The 16,802-nt window shown below is 44.3% G+C and carries 16 protein-coding genes and 1 pseudogene; 3 read left to right on the top strand and 14 right to left on the bottom strand.

The window, feature by feature from the left end; genetic code table 11:
- Nucleotides 1-54 precede the first annotated feature (54 nt).
- Nucleotides 55-1,215: an HD-GYP domain-containing protein gene (locus ACM1ND_RS08455; protein WP_025722542.1), complete on the bottom strand. Its 1,161-nt coding sequence runs from the start codon at nt 1,213-1,215 to the stop codon at nt 55-57.
- Nucleotides 1,169-2,623, bottom strand: a complete 1,455-nt coding sequence (locus tag ACM1ND_RS08450) for a bifunctional metallophosphatase/5'-nucleotidase (RefSeq protein WP_418027584.1) — start codon at nt 2,621-2,623, stop codon at nt 1,169-1,171. Before ACM1ND_RS08450 ends, ACM1ND_RS08455 begins: the two co-directional genes overlap by 47 nt.
- A gap of 319 nt (nt 2,624-2,942) precedes the next feature.
- Here ACM1ND_RS08450 and ACM1ND_RS08445 point away from each other — a divergent pair, with 319 nt between their 5' ends.
- Nucleotides 2,943-4,007, top strand: coding sequence for an HD-GYP domain-containing protein (locus ACM1ND_RS08445; RefSeq protein WP_023987887.1), 1,065 nt, complete (start codon nt 2,943-2,945; stop codon nt 4,005-4,007).
- Between the two features lie 213 nt (nt 4,008-4,220).
- Here the strand turns inward: ACM1ND_RS08445 and ACM1ND_RS08440 are convergent, their stop codons facing one another.
- The 7 genes from ACM1ND_RS08440 to ACM1ND_RS08410 all read right to left on the bottom strand — a co-directional run bounded on the left by ACM1ND_RS08440 (nt 4,221) and on the right by ACM1ND_RS08410 (nt 10,988).
- Nucleotides 4,221-4,583, bottom strand: coding sequence for a YmaF family protein (locus ACM1ND_RS08440; RefSeq protein WP_023987886.1), 363 nt, complete (start codon nt 4,581-4,583; stop codon nt 4,221-4,223).
- A gap of 318 nt (nt 4,584-4,901) precedes the next feature.
- Nucleotides 4,902-6,299: a Fe-S cluster assembly protein SufB gene (gene sufB / locus ACM1ND_RS08435; RefSeq protein WP_013309556.1), complete on the bottom strand. Its 1,398-nt coding sequence runs from the start codon at nt 6,297-6,299 to the stop codon at nt 4,902-4,904.
- 30 nt (nt 6,300-6,329) lie between these two features.
- Entirely contained in the window at nt 6,330-6,752 is a 423-nt protein-coding gene (gene sufU, locus ACM1ND_RS08430; RefSeq protein ID WP_013309555.1) for a Fe-S cluster assembly sulfur transfer protein SufU, read from the bottom strand.
- Nucleotides 6,742-7,965, bottom strand: coding sequence for a cysteine desulfurase (locus ACM1ND_RS08425; RefSeq protein WP_076161336.1), 1,224 nt, complete (start codon nt 7,963-7,965; stop codon nt 6,742-6,744). Before ACM1ND_RS08425 ends, sufU begins: the two co-directional genes overlap by 11 nt.
- Nucleotides 7,962-9,266: a Fe-S cluster assembly protein SufD gene (sufD, locus tag ACM1ND_RS08420; protein WP_023987884.1), complete on the bottom strand. Its 1,305-nt coding sequence runs from the start codon at nt 9,264-9,266 to the stop codon at nt 7,962-7,964. Before sufD ends, ACM1ND_RS08425 begins: the two co-directional genes overlap by 4 nt.
- A 23-nt stretch (nt 9,267-9,289) precedes the next feature.
- On the bottom strand, nt 9,290-10,072 hold the full coding sequence (gene sufC, locus ACM1ND_RS08415) for a Fe-S cluster assembly ATPase SufC (protein ID WP_013309552.1): 783 nt from the start codon (nt 10,070-10,072) through the stop codon (nt 9,290-9,292).
- A 445-nt stretch (nt 10,073-10,517) separates the two neighbouring features.
- Nucleotides 10,518-10,988, bottom strand: a complete 471-nt coding sequence (locus ACM1ND_RS08410) for a Dps family protein (protein WP_013309551.1) — start codon at nt 10,986-10,988, stop codon at nt 10,518-10,520.
- A 313-nt stretch (nt 10,989-11,301) separates the two neighbouring features.
- On the opposite strand from ACM1ND_RS08410, the gene mtnK reads away from it, so the two are divergent.
- Both mtnK and mtnA read left to right on the top strand, forming a co-directional pair.
- Complete coding sequence (gene mtnK, locus ACM1ND_RS08405) at nt 11,302-12,537, top strand: S-methyl-5-thioribose kinase (RefSeq protein WP_418027579.1); 1,236 nt, start codon at nt 11,302-11,304, stop codon at nt 12,535-12,537.
- A complete protein-coding gene (gene mtnA, locus ACM1ND_RS08400; RefSeq protein ID WP_028542909.1) occupies nt 12,530-13,639 on the top strand; it encodes an S-methyl-5-thioribose-1-phosphate isomerase in 1,110 nt (369 codons plus the stop codon). Before mtnK ends, mtnA begins: the two co-directional genes overlap by 8 nt.
- A 151-nt stretch (nt 13,640-13,790) precedes the next feature.
- Here mtnA and ACM1ND_RS08395 read toward each other — a convergent pair.
- The 5 genes and pseudogenes from ACM1ND_RS08395 to ACM1ND_RS08375 form a co-directional block, all read right to left on the bottom strand.
- Nucleotides 13,791-13,991: pseudogene (locus ACM1ND_RS08395) on the bottom strand (YunC family protein); the annotation flags it as partial.
- 75 nt (nt 13,992-14,066) lie between these two features.
- The gene (locus tag ACM1ND_RS08390; RefSeq protein WP_418027576.1) at nt 14,067-15,194 is read right to left on the bottom strand and encodes a tyrosine-type recombinase/integrase; all 1,128 of its coding nucleotides are present in this window, start codon (nt 15,192-15,194) and stop codon (nt 14,067-14,069) included.
- A 99-nt stretch (nt 15,195-15,293) separates the two neighbouring features.
- Complete coding sequence (locus tag ACM1ND_RS08385; protein WP_263561034.1) at nt 15,294-15,479, bottom strand: helix-turn-helix domain-containing protein; 186 nt, start codon at nt 15,477-15,479, stop codon at nt 15,294-15,296.
- A gap of 537 nt (nt 15,480-16,016) precedes the next feature.
- On the bottom strand, nt 16,017-16,241 hold the full coding sequence (locus ACM1ND_RS08380; RefSeq protein ID WP_044645149.1) for a hypothetical protein: 225 nt from the start codon (nt 16,239-16,241) through the stop codon (nt 16,017-16,019).
- A 36-nt stretch (nt 16,242-16,277) separates the two neighbouring features.
- Nucleotides 16,278-16,526, bottom strand: a complete 249-nt coding sequence (locus tag ACM1ND_RS08375; protein ID WP_418027574.1) for a hypothetical protein — start codon at nt 16,524-16,526, stop codon at nt 16,278-16,280.
- Nucleotides 16,527-16,802 lie beyond the last annotated feature (276 nt).

The raw sequence follows: 16,802 nt of genomic DNA, 5'->3' as shown, positions 1-16,802 counted from the left end.
AATTATCATATCATGATGTGTAAAGTGTCTGCATGCTTTCTTCCACATCATCTGCTAATCTACGTGTACTCCTCCGAAAGGGGCGGCAGTAGCGCCCAATGTGTTTGTAATCATAACCGAGAGGGATACGGACAAATCGACATCATAAGGTGCCTTCACTTCCTGCCCATCCCGGTCCCTTACAATGCGAATGACGGGTCTTTGCGGGATTTTGGGATGTATACGCACCACGACCCCCTCTTCCCCCGTGTTGAGCACCACAGAGAGTCCCAGGGGGTAAATAGCTACACAATCACGAAAGGCTTCCAGCATTCGCTGCTCATATAACGTTCCTGCCCCGGCGTACAGCACTTCCATCGCTTCATAAGGCAACAAAGCCTGTTTATATATCCGACTTGCTGTCATTGCGTCGTACGAGTCCGCCAGACCGATCCATTTCGCATATTCGTGGATCTGGTCCTTTTTCCAACCATGTGGGTATCCACTGCCGTCGATACGCTCATGATGCTGTAATGCACAATGAGCCGACAACAAGGGAATTCCAGGCTCGTCTTTGAGCAGCTTGTAGCCGATCACCGTGTGTGTTTTCATATGCTCATATTCCTCATCCGTCAATTTACCCGGCTTATAGAGTACTTGAGGTGAAATTTTCATTTTACCGATATCGTGCAGTAGTGAACCTATCCCCAGCTCCATGAGCTGGTTATTATCGTAGCCATTGGATATTCCAAGTACTAGTGAATATAAACATACGTTCAAAGAATGATGATACAAATCCTGATCCGCGGCCCCGATATCCATCAACATAATGATGGTGTCCTGACGGCCTCCAATATCGTCCAGAATGGATTCCATCACCTTATAAAATGACTTGCCAAAATATTTGTGCTTATGATCTACGGAGTAGGATGACAACCCTTGAAACTGCTTTTTGATTTCCTGTAGCGCCGCGGCCCTTGTCTGTTCATGGATCATCTCAGGAATGACGATATCTTCTGTCACAGCATCCTCAATGTATACATATCCAATACCGACTTGGCCTAGACGTTCAATCAATCGCGAAGTAAGCTCAACACCTTCCGAGAGCAGCACCATTCCGTTTTCATTGTATATTTTTTTGCCCAGCTTCATGCCGGCTCTCAATAATGTAACAGGTACCAGTCGCAGCTTAATCCTCTCCCGATTGTTTTGATACCTGAAGCCACCTAGCTGCAAAACATTCTTCCATCGCGCCCGGACGCTTCAACTCCATTTCAATCAAATCCCGTAAAAATTCTGGAAGCATAAATCGGAGATCTGTTCCGTTCGCAAGCACTTCATAACCTGCTTTGAAAGTGAACATATCCAACGTGCCCACTGTGTATTCCTCATGCTCTTCCAATAGTTGACCCGCTACACGAATGTCCGTCACTTTTTCATAAGGAACACGGCCCGAGTCATACTGAATGGCCAAGCCTTCCACACACATCGTGCCAAGCACTTTGCCTCTGAAGCCAAAGCCCGTCATGGGCTTGTCTGTAAATTCAGGCAGCAAGGACTGCTCCAGCGCCAACCGAATATCTCTTCCCCGCAACTTCATAACACAGGCATTAATCGGCGAAGGGCATAAGGAATGTAGTATTCCTTTGCTGATATCCCCTTGAGGTAATGGGCCGAGCAGTTGTCCCGCATTGACGAGGGCAATTTCTGTTCCTGTAAAATGGGACACCGCTTGTGCCAGCATATTCCCAAAAGGGGATTCCTGATCATATGCAATCTCCAGTTTCCGATCCGTCACCGCAATGGTGCTCTCCATGGTGCGCTCTGCTTGTCTGCGATGCACCACAATGGCCGATGCCACTTTTTCGTCCAGTAGTGTCTGATCTACAGGAACTACGCCGCCTGACGTGACTCGAAACGGTTCGAGGCTATTGTTACGACTTAGTGTCACTTCACCCAGCAGCGTTCCGAACTTCCCCGCCCCACATAAAGCTGTTTTTCCGATCCAAAGCGGTTCCTCCAGCACATGATGGGTGTGACCTCCAAGGATAACGTCAATTTCAGGAAACTGCGACGCTAATTTTTGATCGGAAGGTAGACCCAGGTGCGACATCACGACCAAAACATCAACCTGCTTTCTCAGTGCCGCGATCTGCTTCCCCAGCACCTCAAACGGATTGAGCACATCCCAGCCCAGCAATTGATAAAACTCTACAAAAGGAGCCGTCACACCGAGTAAACCGACCTTGATTCCAGCTTTGTTTACGATAAGGGATTCCTTCATCCACGAAGGGTTCATCCCCGTAGCACGCTCTGTCATATTGCCGCATACGACCGGACAATGAATCCCCGCATATGCCTGTTCAATCATATCCGGGGTAAAAGTCAGTCCCTCATTGTTACCGATCGTAATTGCATCGTATCCTGTTAGATTAATCACATCCACATTTGCCCCACCGAGCGTTCCTTCCGTTTCGGGGGCCATCCGGTCCATGTGGTCTCCTATGTCGAGCACAAGCAGCGCATCCCGTGATGCGGCTCTTCGTTCATCGATCATCGCGGCTATCGAAGGCATACTGCCAAAATGACTATGGATATCATTGGTATGCAAAATGGTCAACGTTTGCCGAGTCGTCATCTCCATAACCGCCCTCCTCTATACTTTATATATATCGACTTTGGAGCTTCTAATGTTTAAGCATACCATGTTATTTAGCAATATGGTACATATGAGTGGACATAGTCCTTAAGCTTCGCTGTACTCTCTGAACAATCTCACATCATAAACATAGTGAAAAGCATTGACGTAATCTACTGTAGGTATCTGATAGGAAACGGGTTCCTGGGACCTATTTTACAGCTTGGAATAATAGTAATTTAGTCGTTGTCATCCCATATAATTCTTGATATATTAGGGTTGTTTCATATTTTCGACAAATTTACGACAATAAGGAGGTTAGCACATGAGAGTTCACGTTACCGATGCCAAGCCGGGAGATCGCCTCAAATCCGATACATACAATGGGCACGGTGTACCTGTCATGATTCAGGGCACCGAGCTTCAGCATGACGACATTTCCAAACTCATTATGCATGGTGTCGATTATATCGACATTGATGCCGGTTCTGCGAGCATTCCGGTTGACTTTGCCCCCGATGTTCCAGCTTCCCCTGAATCCCTCAAACGCGCCGTTCCCCTCATGGAGCAGACGATCAGTGGCTTTGAAAGCATGTTTCTCGAAGCTTCCTCAACTGGAAAATTTGATGAATATCGAGTTGATGAACTGTTCGGCCCTCTCGTTTCAGAGCTGGCTCGTCAAAAAGATGTCGTATCTCTGCTGTTAATTATGGAGCGGGGAGATCACTATACCTATAATCATTCTCTCCAAGTAGGTGTACTGTCATATTACATTGCCACATGGCTTGGATATACAGAAGAAGAAGCTTATGCCGCTGGTAAAGCCGGATATTTACACGATATAGGCAAATCCATGATACCGGATGAAATTTTGAACAAACCGGATAAACTGACACCTGAAGAATTTCATGAAATGAAGAAACATTCTCTCTATGGCTATGATATTATTCGCAATTCAACCAGCGATGAGATTTCTGCAATTGTCGCCTTGCAGCATCACGAGCGTGAAGATGGAAGTGGATATCCCCATGGACTGTTCAAGGAAGAAATTCATCCTTTTGCGAGCATAACAGCTATTGCAGACGTGTATAGCGCGATGATTTCCAATCGTGTGTACCAGACGAAGCAGGAGCTACTCGCCGTATTACGCGAGCTGCACAGCATGAGTTTTGGACATTTAAACCCAGAAGCTACCCAAGTGTTCATCAGACATATGCTTCCTAATTTCATTAATAAGCAGGTTCTGCTGACTACAGGGCAGACAGGAACGATTATTCTGAACAATCCTGCCGATTACTTCAGACCCTTAGTGAGAATTAACGATGATGAATATGTAGATTTGTCTAGGGAACGCCATGTATCCATTGATGAAATTTATTTGGAATCCTGATCCGCTACTGCCTCCCGGCGTTACTTCGGTGGAACGAAATGTCTTGCCGAAGCCCAGGCTACGCGAATAAAAAGAGACTGTCCTTGATTCGTAGGTTCTTCTACGAAGGACAGCCTCTTTTTATGTTAGGGACATTAACCTAGTCACAATTTACAACGATCAAAAACAATAAAAACGCGTTTCTACTACTATATTATTTGCTACATTTGTTTATTAAATAAGAGGTGCCTGAATCAATGTTGCGAAATTGAACTGGTGTACATGACCATCATTTAATGTGGTTTGGCCCGTAACAAAATGTACGTGCTTGCCATTTCCGACTGGAATAGCGGGTCCTGTTCTAATCCTTCTCAGATTATGAAAATGGTTCACGAAATCAGTTTTTGAAAGATCAATTTCATGGACATGACTTCTTCCAACTCGAATCGCTTGCCCAGTAACACCTGCAAAGCGGTGGTTATGTCGGTCTGCGCCTTCTTCAGCCAGTTTGGTACTACCTTCAAATTCATGTACATGCCTCTGTGTCTGTTTAGAAGAGAGGGTTTTCTTCTTCACTCCAGCTTTATTCTTCTGCATCCGTTGCCTGCCTCCTTATGTTTTGTGGCTTTACAATATCCTATTAAGCAAACATAGTTAAGTGCTAGGCAATTATCCGCAGTCCTAACAATAATTTTTTTTAATTCTATCTCCCCTTATAAAAGCGTTAGATCATAAGACAATTCAGAAAACTGCCGACATCTTTTTAGACATTACGGAAAAAATAGAAGAAGGCGAACTTAAAAAGTTCGCCTTCTGTACTAGCAGGAAATCCGAGTCGGCACAAAATCGACACGACTCCAATTTAACAGCTTTAGAATACCTCAAAAACCTTGTCACACCAAGGGTTACTGCGTTTTAACCAATACTACCTTCCATTTCGAACTTGATCAAACGGTTCATTTCTACCGCATATTCCATCGGCAGCTCTTTGGTGAACGGCTCAATAAAGCCCATAACGATCATTTGCGTTGCCTCTGCTTCAGTCAAACCACGGCTCATCAGATAGAACAGCTGATCTTCCGATACCTTGGAAACCGTTGCTTCGTGCTCAAGCGTGATGTCGTCATTCATGATTTCATTATAAGGAATAGTATCTGAAGTTGATTGATTATCCAAAATCAGCGTATCACACTTGATATTCGATTTTGCACCTTGAGCCTGACGACCGAATGAAGCTAATCCGCGATACGTTACTTTACCGCCGTGCTTACTGATCGACTTGGATACAATTGTGGAGGTGGTGTCTGGTGCCAAGTGGATCATTTTCGCACCTGCATCCTGATGCTGGCCTTTGCCTGCAACAGCGATGGACAGGACCATCCCTTTCGCTCCACGGCCTTTCAATACAACGGCTGGATACTTCATCGTCAACTTGGAACCGATGTTACCATCGACCCATTCCATCGTTGCGTTTTCTTCTGCAACCGCACGTTTGGTTACCAGGTTATAGATGTTTGGTGCCCAGTTCTGGATCGTTGTATAACGAACGCGTGCGTTCTTCTTACAAATAATTTCGACCACGGCACTATGCAGTGAGTTCGTGCTGTAAATTGGAGCCGTGCAACCTTCTACATAATGCACAAAGCTGTCTTCGTCCGCAATAATAAGCGTACGCTCAAATTGACCCATGTTTTCCGAGTTGATACGGAAGTAAGCCTGCAATGGAACTTCACATTTCACGCCTTTTGGTACATAGATGAAGCTACCACCTGACCATACCGCACTGTTCAGTGCAGCAAACTTATTGTCCGCAGGAGGTACAACTGTTGCAAAATACTCTTTCAGAATCTCAGGATGCTCACGCAACGCCGTATCGGTATCCATGAAAATAACGCCCTGGTCTTCCAGTTCCTTTTGCATACTGTGGTAGACAACCTCGGATTCATACTGTGCGGATACACCAGCCAAAAACTTTTGCTCCGCCTCAGGAATACCCAGTTTATCAAAGGTTTCTTTAATTTCCGTCGGAACTTCTTCCCATGTCTTCCCTTGTTTCTCGGAAGGTCTTACATAGTACTGGATATCGTTGAAATCCAGTTCATCCATATCTCCGCCCCAGTTTGGCATTGGCATTTTTTCAAACTGTTTCAGTGCTTTCAGACGGAACTCCAGCATCCATTCTGGCTCATCCTTAATTTTGGAGATTTCCTTTACAATTTCCGGAGTGAGACCCTTACCTGTTTGGAAAATGGACTTGTGCTCGTCACGAAAGCCATATTTATACTCTTCCATTTCCGGTGCTTTCTTGGCCATGTTTCTCAAACCTCCTCTGTTCTATTTAAATTATTTATCTTCATCAATCCCTTTGCGCAGCGCGTTCCAAGCCAGTGTCGCACATTTGATGCGGGCCGGGAACTTATTCACGCCTGACAAAGCTTCCAATTCTTCATAATCATCGAATTCAACGGCTTCTCCCTTCATTAAAGAAGAGAAGCGGCTTGCCATATCCAGTGCCTGATCAATCGTTTTTCCTTTGACCGCTTCTGTCATCATCGAAGCTGAGGACATACTAATCGAGCAGCCTTCGCCAGTAAAACGGGCATCTTCGACCACGCCGTCTTTCGTTTTGAGTTGAAGAGAAATCCGGTCACCACACGTAGGATTATTCAAATCCACCGTAACGGCATCGTCCTCAAAACGTCCGCGATTGCGCGGATTTTTATAATGATCCATAATCACGCGTCGGTACAAGTCATCAAGTTGCATCGCCAAAATACTCCTTTGTTTGGATTAAGGCGCTGACCAAAGCGTCGACTTCCTCTTCCGTGTTATAGAGGTAAAAGCTGGCACGTGCAGTCGCACTGGCTTTCAACCAGCGCATCAATGGCTGGCAGCAATGATGGCCTGCACGTACAGCCACCCCTTTGCTATCCAATACGGTAGCTACATCATGCGGATGCACATCATCCAAGTTGAATGTTACAAGCCCGACATGACGTTCTGCAGGTCCGTAAATCGTCAACCCCTCCACTTCACGGAGACGTTTGAGAGCATAGTCGACCAGACGGCTTTCATGCTGTGCAATGGCGTCCAGTCCGATGCTTTCCAGAAAATCAATGGCAGCTCCCAAGCCAACGGCTCCGGCTATAATCGGGGTTCCACCTTCGAATTTCCAAGGCAGCTCCTTCCATGTGGATTCATACAATCCCACATCGTCGATCATTTCACCGCCGAACTCAATGGGCTCCATGTTTTCCAGCAGCGTCTTCTTGCCGTACAGTGCTCCGATCCCAGTAGGAGCACACATTTTGTGACCCGAAAAGGCATAAAAGTCAGCATCGATGTCTTGCACGTCTACTTTCATATGTGGTGTGCTTTGTGCACCGTCTATAACGATGACTGCGCCTTTGCGATGCGCAATAGCTGCAATCTCTTTGACAGGGTTCACAACACCCAGCACATTGGAGACATGCGCAATCGCTACAATTTTCGTGTTTTCTGTAATGGTATTCTCCACATCAGCAAGATCAACGCTACCATTCTCTTGAAGTGGAATATATTTCAAAGTCGCGCCTGTGGCTTTGGCTACCTGTTGCCACGGAATCAGATTACTGTGATGCTCCATCTGTGTGATGACAATTTCATCACCTGCCTGGCAATTAGCCCTGCCATAGGAAGAAGCGACCAGATTCAACGCCGTTGTTGTTCCTCTTGTAAAAATAATTTCCTGACTGCGCTTTGCATTCAGAAAGCGGGCTACCTTCTCCCGCGCACCTTCATAAGCATCCGTTGCGCGACTACCCAAGGTATGCACACCACGGTGAACATTTGAATTATCATATTCGTAGTAGTGCTTGATCGCCTCGATGACCGCCAGCGGTTTTTGCGAAGTGGCCGCATTATCCAAATAAACCAGCGGATGACCGTTAATCTCCTGATGTAAAATCGGGAACTGTTCACGGATCAATGCAGTATTCATTGGCCTAACTTCCTTTCAACAAGGCTTTGCAGCTGATGTTGAAGTCCTTCGAGCGGAATTTCAGATACGACAGGTGCCAAGAAGCCATAAATAATCAGACGTTCAGCTTCTGCACGGCTAATCCCGCGGGACATCAAGTAATACACTTGTTCACGGTTTACCTGACCAACCGATGCTGCGTGACCTGCCGTTACATCATCTTCATCAATCAGCAGGATCGGGTTAGCGTCACCACGCGCTTTCGGGCTGAGCATCAGAACACGTTCTGTTTGCTGACCGTCTGCTTTGGTAGCACCTTTTTCAATTTTTGTAATTCCGTTAATGATGGAAGACGCTTCTTCACGCATTACTGCGCGCGTAATCATCTGACTGGCGGAATTTTTACCAAAATGCTGTGCTTGTGTCGTATAGTTCAGCTTTTGTGAGCCGGAACCAACAGCAATGATCTTGGCATCCGAATTGGAGCCATTGCCTTTGAGCACGGACATGGTATTGCTTGCTGTATTACCGTTGTTCATTTCGCCCACAATCCATTCGATAGCTGCGTCATTTCCCAACGTAGCACGACGAATCGAAATATCCGTTACTTGCTCTCCAAACTGATGGACTGTCGCATAACGTACTTTAGCTCCTGCATTTGCAACAACTTCTACCGCACCGTTATGAAGAACAGGTGCCGCCAAATCCGCAGATACATAGTTATCTACGTACGTCACGGAACTGTGGCTTTCGACAATGAGCAGCACATGCGGCGCAAACGTTGCAGTCGCATCGTCCGTCAGGAATACAGCTTGAAGCGGAACGTTCAGCTCTACATTTTTAGGCACATAAGCAAATACTCCACCGTTCCAGAGTGCTGCGTGCAATGCAGATAATGAATTTTCTTCAGCCTTAATAACTGTGTTCAGATGAGCTTTAACCAAATCAGCATGCTCTTTAACCGCTGTTTGTAAATCCGTGAAAATGACGCCTTGCGCCGCCAATTCCTCGCTCAGCTTCACATATACCGCGCCGGAGTTGCGCTGAATAATCAGACCACCCTCCTGTTGCTCTTTGACCAGATCAGCAATGGCTGCCGGGACCTGCCCTACCGATGCAATGACCTCGTTCTGTTTATGTTGACCGTAATCGTTTAATTTCCATCGTTCGATTTTTGTTTTTTCAAATACCGGAAGCTCCAGTTTGCCTGCAAGCTCAAGTGCTTTTTGTCTGTCTTCGGCCAACCAAGATGGTTCGCCGTTACGTTCGGACAGAACACGCAGTTGCTCGGAATCTACCGGAAGGATTGTTTGTGTAGTCATTAGTTTTCCTCCTCGCTTCCGGCTTACGCCTCTTGTCCTACAGTTTCATCAACGATACCCAGCTCTTCCTTGATCCAGTCGTAACCGTCCGCTTCCAGACGCTCAGCAAGCTCAGGACCACCGGATTTAACGATACGTCCTTGCATCATTACATGTACATAATCTGGTTTAACGTAGTTTAACAGACGTTGATAGTGAGTAATGATAAGGAAACCACGCTCTTCGGAACGCATAGCGTTGACACCGCTAGCCACGATTCTCAAAGCATCGATATCCAGACCGGAGTCGATTTCATCAAGAATGACAATTTTCGGATCAATCATCATCATTTGCAAAATTTCATTCCGTTTTTTCTCACCACCAGAGAAGCCTTCGTTCAGGTAACGGTGAGCAAACTCAGGATTCATTTCGAGCTCTTTCATTTTGCTTTCCATTTGACGGATAAACTTAATCAGGGAGATTTCTTGTCCTTCTTCACGGCGTGCGTTGATCGCACTACGCAAAAAGTCGGAGTTCGTTACCCCTGCAATTTCACTCGGATACTGCATCGCCAAGAACAATCCTGCACGTGCACGCTCATCCACTTCCATATCCAGCACGTCTTCTCCATCCAAAGTTACTTTGCCATCTGTGACTTCATATTTAGGATGACCCATCAAAGCAGACGCGAGTGTACTTTTACCCGTACCGTTAGGACCCATGATGGCATGGATTTCTCCGCCCTTCATTTCGAGGTTAATACCTTTCAAAATTTCCTTGCCTTCAATGGTCGCCTTGAGACCTTCAATCTTAAAGTTTGTAGCCATATTCGCAATACCCTCCAAAAAATGTAGTGTGGTGTCGAAATCAGAAAGTATATTTAAACAGGGGAGCCCCCTGATTTCAAGTAATATTTAAAAATTTATTTATAATCATTCTAAACTGATTCTCAATGATTCTCAAGTTATTTTATAATAAATATCTTTAAGGGTGCAACCAACAGACACACGTTATCCAACTTTCTTCATAAAATGTTCACCCTACCAGGCACACAAATAGCAAAATTCATCCTGTGGTTGTTCATATAATTATAAATTTGTACAAAAAACATGGGATGCATGATCTTTTTCCAGCCATAAAAACGCTACTGACAGCATGACGTCAGTAGCGTTTTACATGTAGAGAGTTTATTTCAGAGCGTAACCCCATCACTATGGAGTGGAATTAATTTCACCGAACTAGGCATTGGGTAATGGAGCGAAATTCGGCCAATTAGCCCAAATAAGAGCGAAGCATCCACATATGTTTCTCCAGATCCGCTTTATAACCAATCAGCAAATCTGCAGTTGGCTGGTCGGAATTGCTTTCCGCCAGTTCGATACCTTCCTGAAACTCCTCGCATACAGTTGCAAAATCCTCGATCAAGGTTTGTACCATCTTAGGAGCATCTTCGTTGCCGGTTGCTTCCTGAATCGACGACAGCTCCAGATATTCCTTCAACGTTGCGGAAGGAGAACCTTTCAACGCGAGCAAACGCTCGGCGATCTCATCCATTTTCAATGTCACTTCATTGTATAACTCTTCAAATTTAACATGGAGTGTGTAGAAACTAGAGCCTTTCACATACCAGTGATAGTTATGAATTTTTACATATAACACATTGAGGTTAGCGACTTGACGGTTTAAAAGTTCCTCCACCGATTTGGTTTGCGTATTTTTCGAGTTACTTGTTGTTTTAGCCATCATAAATCCCTTCCTTTTTCATCAAATTGACTTTCAGGAACGTTTACATATCCATCACCGTCATTACTGACGGTAAGACGCCAGCGGGCATCCTAATATCACCTGCCGGACGTCTGTCTCATATTTACCCTCTCTATACGGAGACGAAACAAAAAAAGAGTTCTCCTTTCTTCCTCTTTCAATCCCCATAAAAAAAATGTACAAAACTTCAATGATTTTCGTTATACTTTCTATATCATATCAAAATACTTGGTTTAATATTGTGATATTTTTTAAACTATTTACATGCGCACATTTTATGGAGGTGACTTCGTTGTCCCAATATCATCCTTTAACGACTGAAGAAGCAATCGAATTCGTGAAGAACATCCCCGGATTTTTTAGTCAGGAAGCCCATCTGGAATGCCGAGAAATCGGTGATGGTAACTTAAATCTGGTTTTTCATATTACGGATTCTGAATCTAACAAGAGTATCATTGCCAAGCAGGCACTTCCCTATGTAAAAATTGTGGGTGAATCCTGGCCGCTTTCACTGGATCGTGCCCGTATTGAACGCGAGGCACTTCAGCAGGAACACTACATTTGCCCCGAATTGGTTCCTGCGGTACTGGCGTATGACGATGAGCTTGCGTTGACCGTGATGGAGGATCTTAGCTCACACACCATCATGCGCAAGGGACTAATAGAAGGAAACACCTATCCATATTTCGCTAATCATATTGGGGAGTTTCTGGCACGCACGCTCTTCTTCACCTCAGATTTGGGCATGAATCAGCAGGATAAAAAAGACCTGGTTAAACGCTTTATCAACCCGGATCTCTGCAAAATAACTGAAGATCTGATTCTGGATGAACCGTATCGGATCTCAGATAATAACAACTATGGTGCGTACATCGAAGACGAAGCAGAGGCACTACGTACAGATCAAGTGCTTCACCTGGAAGTGGCTTTGCTGCGAGAAAAGTTTTTGACACGAACCGAAGCGCTTCTGCACGGTGACCTTCATACTGGCAGCATTTTTGTAACGACCGAATCGACTAAAGTCATTGATCCTGAATTTGCCTACTACGGACCCATGGGCTTTGATATCGGAGCAGTGATCGCCAATCTGCTGTTGAACTACGCAGCACAACCCGGATGGACCTCTGGCGAGAAGGCTCTAAAGGAAAGGCGTGACTGGGTTCTGGAGACCGCCATTCAGGTATGGGAACAGTTTGAGCGTAGGTTCCGCAAACTGTGGGACGAGCATGTCACCGATCATATGGCACGTACAGCGGGATATCAGGACTTGTATCTCCAGAAAGTACTGCAAGATACGATTGGTTTTGCAGGGTGCAAAGTGATTCGCCGTATCATCAGCCTGTCGCATGTGGCAGATATCGACACCATTGCCGATCCTGCTATCAAGGAAGCTGCGGAACGTCTGGCGTTATCTATCGGTAAATCCTTGGTTCTTCGCAATCGCGAGCTTCATTCGATTCGGGAACTGGGAGACATTGTTCGACAGCAACAGCTGCCCAAACTAAAGGAGCTTAATGAATATGAGTGAAAAGAAAGAATCGTCGCACGTAACCTCTGGGAAAGCTGCAGTGCCCAGTCAGGCTCTATCTTCGCTGGTGTGGAAAGGCAACCGCTTGTCTATGTTGGATCAGCGTCTACTGCCCGAAACGATTGTCATGCTGGATTTATTCACGGCCGAGGAAGTATGGGATGGCATACATGCCATGAAGGTACGTGGTGCGCCCGCTATCGGGATGGCTGCGGCCTACGGCGTTGTGCTAGGAGCTACCGCCTACGACGGCACCGACGCTGCTGGGTGGCTGCAGCATGTACACGCCGTGTGCGGACATTTGGCTACTTCACGCCCGACGGCAGTGAACCTGTTCTGGGCCTTGGACCGCATGAAGAAGCGGGCTGGGGAACTCATCGTTGAAGCTAGCGGAGGTCAGGTCGAAGACTGGAATGCCGGGCTGGAGCGTGAAGCCACAGCCATTCAGGCAGAGGATGAGGAAGTATGTCGCCAGATCGGCATCCATGCTTTACCTCTGTTCGAGGACGGGATGGGCGTACTTACTCACTGCAATGCAGGCGGATTGGCGACAGCGAAATACGGAACAGCGCTCGCGCCGATGTACCTTGCGCAGGAGAACGGCATTCACCTCAAAGTATTTGCCGACGAAACCCGCCCCGTGCTGCAGGGGGCGCGCCTGACCGCTTTCGAGCTTCAGCAGGCAGGCATTGATGTCACCCTGCTCTGTGACAATATGGCGGGCATGGTGATGTCCAAAGGATGGGTACAGGCCGTTATTGTCGGCACAGATAGAGTCGCTGCTAATGGAGATGTGGCCAACAAAATCGGCACCTATAGCCTAGCTGTGCTAGCGAAGGCGCATGGCATTCCTTTTTATGTCGCTTCGCCACTATCTACCATTGATTTGCAGACCGCAACAGGCGCAGATATTCCGATCGAGGAGCGTTCTGCTGAGGAAGTTACCGAAAGCTTTGGTAAAAGGACCGCCCCGCAGGGCATCAAAGTCTACAACCCAGCATTCGACGTTACACCTCATGAGTACATTACCGCCATCATTACCGAAAAAGGGATTGTACAAGCACCCTTTAGCGAGAACCTGACCCATTTGTTTGCCGAATAATTGTTCTTGCAGGTCATATCGTTCGTATATAATTCAAATGATTCTTCTCGATAGAATAATACTTTTCATAGAAAAAAACCGGAGCCAAAAAGTCCGGTTTTTTTCGGTTCTTGTTCCTCTACTTTTATGCAACATATGCACATAGGCTTCATTACACCAGTTTCAAAAGTGCTTCGTATCCTGGCATACCTGGCTTAATCCCCAGTTGCTCCGCTTCAGTCGTCACCGATTCCATCGGCGCTTCCAACAATTCCTTCAGCGTTTTTACCCCCACAGCTCGTGCGGCAAGAATTTTCCGATCCGCCAGCCGCTCATTGAGCAGCCCAACATCCAGTGCACCACACATGATATGAACCATCAAAAAAGCCTTTTATATCAACAGTTTTTACGCAACAACCCATTTGAGGTCACAAAAAGGTCACAAAAATCACAACATGATCATCTGCTCAAGCTCATCGGCTACCTCTTGTTGCATACTAGGAAGTACATGACTGTACGTATCCAGCGTGACAGATATCTTACTGTGACCTAATCTCTCTGAAATCACTTTGACATTCATTTTCTTTTCCAACAGCATCGTCGCATGGGTATGCCTCATATCATGGAAACGGATATGCGGAAGCTTGGCACTTAAAACATCTCTTTTATAAGCCTTGGACAAATTAGCAGGGAACACTGTTTTACCATTTTTTAAGTTGAATATAACAATATCCATATCGATAAAAGTGTCTCCAAACTCTCTTTTCCACTTTACTTTGTAAACTTCATGTAGCCTACGCTGTTCTTCAAGAATCGCAATCAGTTGATTAGGTATAGATATTTTACGTTCCCCGGCGGTAGTTTTAGCTCCAGATTTGATCCGAGTTCCATAATGAGCAAGCGTTTGTTTAATGATAATTGTCTTTGATTCAAAATCAATATCCTTCCATCTTAATCCTAAAATCTCCCCTTGCCGCATTCCTGCTAATAAAGCGAGTCCATAAACACAATGATAACGATCTTCTTTGGTACATTGGAGAAAATGATTCACTTGTTCCAGCGTCCAAATAGACATTTCTTTTTTTATTCGCTTGGGAAGTGTCACTTTTCGCATGGGATTTTCTTTGATGAAGCCATATTCAATCGCCTTATCAAATACTTTTTTGACCATCGTTGTAATGCGATCTATCGTATTCCTCGCAAAATTCTTCTTGTGCAACTCATTCACGAAATTTTGACATTTCATTAAATCAAAATTTTGCAACTTTATTTTTCCGAATTTAGGCTTAATATGATTTTTGAAATACAACTTGTTATTGTAAAGCGTTGTTTCTCCACATTCATGAACCCGGATGTTATCCAGCCAGTAAACCATAAACTCATTGAGTGTAGTGTTATCTTTCCTGATATATTCTTTATTCTTCACATCATTCTGAAGCTCAATCATCTTATCATTGGCTTCACGTTTTGTCTTAAAGCCTTTTCTGCGGATTTGCCGCCTCTTCCCAGTATCATCGTAATAACCAAAAACAAAATCCCATTTTTTTGTCTTCTCATTAACAAAAGGTTCTGCCATTTAAAACTCCCTTCTTGTGACAATAAGAAAGGAGGTCAAGCATGTGACTAAAAGTAATCATACCACATGAAAGCCTCCCTATAACCTACTTGTAATCAGCTATAACCGACCTTTCATCCAGTCTTCAAACACATCTTCATGCACCAGATATCTGGTTCCTAATTTTATGGTGTAAAACTGCTTGGATTTAATTAACTCATATGCCTTATCTCGTCCGATTCCCATCTTACGCATAATATCTGTCACACCAATCATAACTCTTCCGCTTTCCATCGTTTTAGCCATCACGCTCACCTCAAAATACTCCTATGTATGTTTTAATTTGTCCTATTCCATTCCTTGTTTAACTGCTTCATAAATCTTGCCGCGCTATTTCTCAACTTCCTATGTATAGAGTCTAGCTTGTCTTCTTAGCTTCTAAATTTATTGCCCTTCCCTTCGGACTAATCTAAATCATATTGCCCTTAAACCAACGTTTTCATCTGTGTGAAGCAACTTCTATGTATATGCTCACTTCTTAATACAACAACTGATTGTAAAATGCCAATTTTATAAACTATCCGTTGAAAACTAACCAGAGGAATCCATACATTAAAGCGATTAGTCCTATAATACCGAACAAGCAAAAAAGTAAGAGTATAAGAACAAATTTTTTACCTTCCATAATAACCACCTCATTAAAGAATATAAAACGGGTAAAAGAAGTCAGCTACAATCCAATCAACTTTACACAAGAAAGGAATATGTAAAAGGATACTATAGAATGTTGTATCCAAACATGCTAGCCAATCAAGCACATCACCTCCTTTTAATGTATGATAATTATTTTTGTGTATAGCTACGTTTAAACTGTTTTACAAAATTACTACTGGTATATTCCGTACTCGCATTAGCGAATTCTAAGAATAAATCAGCGTTTTTTACGGCAAACTCCATTAGCATATCATGACGGCATTCCAAATCATATTCTGCTTTCAAGTGTCCATCATGCTCCTCGTATCCCAATACGCTTTTAATAAATTCATTTGTTCCTTCAGTATGTGGCATTTTCTATCTCCCCTATTAATTTTTAAAATGCTTGTTTTACTGCATTTTTGCTTCTACGCCTTCGACAAATCCCATATATGTATCAAAGCTAATCAATCTCTCAGAGCTTGCATGCATTCGATCCTGTAGATACTCTTTAAAATCTTTGAATAGCCCATGTTCATGAATGAAATCCAGAACTACTTCATATGATTCTTCGTATCCCTCAACTACTTTTTCAAGTGATTCATTTTCCTTTTTAAGCGAAACAAATTCCTCTGGTGTCAGCGTGACAGCTTTATTCATTTAAAATTCTCCTTGTTTATGTATTGTTATTATTTTATATAATTCTGGCTTACTTCATGTGAAGCCAATCCAACACTAGCTCAATCCACATCACCCCTTTCAATAAACCGCCTCTATGGTAAGTCTATGCGGCTATATGTAAAACGTAAAGGTGAGTCCCTAAATCAATTTTAACGCTCATAACCCTATATATTTATCTATGAATAAACAGGTGTTATCCTTCCCTATACAAATACCTTGTCTATGAAGAAACATCTTAATTTCATAATAGACTAT

The sequence above is a fragment of the Paenibacillus sp. JJ1722 genome (assembly GCF_048282685.1).
In the GTDB taxonomy this organism is placed as follows: domain Bacteria; phylum Bacillota; class Bacilli; order Paenibacillales; family Paenibacillaceae; genus Paenibacillus; species Paenibacillus polymyxa_B.
Note: the sequence above shows the minus strand (reverse complement) of the source record. Positions and strands in the feature narration are given on the sequence as shown.

Coding starts and splice junctions, on each gene's coding strand:
- ACM1ND_RS08445 (WP_023987887.1), top strand. CDS start 2,943: ATGAGAGTTCACGTTACCGATGCCAAGCCGGGAGATCGCCTCAAATCC.
- sufD (WP_023987884.1), bottom strand. CDS start 9,266: ATGACTACACAAACAATCCTTCCGGTAGATTCCGAGCAACTGCGTGTT.
- ACM1ND_RS08375 (WP_418027574.1), bottom strand. CDS start 16,526: ATGAATAAAGCTGTCACGCTGACACCAGAGGAATTTGTTTCGCTTAAA.
- ACM1ND_RS08425 (WP_076161336.1), bottom strand. CDS start 7,965: ATGAATACTGCATTGATCCGTGAACAGTTCCCGATTTTACATCAGGAG.
- ACM1ND_RS08410 (WP_013309551.1), bottom strand. CDS start 10,988: ATGGCTAAAACAACAAGTAACTCGAAAAATACGCAAACCAAATCGGTG.
- sufC (WP_013309552.1), bottom strand. CDS start 10,072: ATGGCTACAAACTTTAAGATTGAAGGTCTCAAGGCGACCATTGAAGGC.
- sufB (WP_013309556.1), bottom strand. CDS start 6,299: ATGGCCAAGAAAGCACCGGAAATGGAAGAGTATAAATATGGCTTTCGT.
- ACM1ND_RS08450 (WP_418027584.1), bottom strand. CDS start 2,623: ATGGAGATGACGACTCGGCAAACGTTGACCATTTTGCATACCAATGAT.
- ACM1ND_RS08390 (WP_418027576.1), bottom strand. CDS start 15,194: ATGGCAGAACCTTTTGTTAATGAGAAGACAAAAAAATGGGATTTTGTT.
- ACM1ND_RS08440 (WP_023987886.1), bottom strand. CDS start 4,583: ATGCAGAAGAATAAAGCTGGAGTGAAGAAGAAAACCCTCTCTTCTAAA.
- sufU (WP_013309555.1), bottom strand. CDS start 6,752: ATGCAACTTGATGACTTGTACCGACGCGTGATTATGGATCATTATAAA.
- ACM1ND_RS08380 (WP_044645149.1), bottom strand. CDS start 16,241: ATGCCACATACTGAAGGAACAAATGAATTTATTAAAAGCGTATTGGGA.
- mtnA (WP_028542909.1), top strand. CDS start 12,530: ATGAGTGAAAAGAAAGAATCGTCGCACGTAACCTCTGGGAAAGCTGCA.
- ACM1ND_RS08385 (WP_263561034.1), bottom strand. CDS start 15,479: ATGGCTAAAACGATGGAAAGCGGAAGAGTTATGATTGGTGTGACAGAT.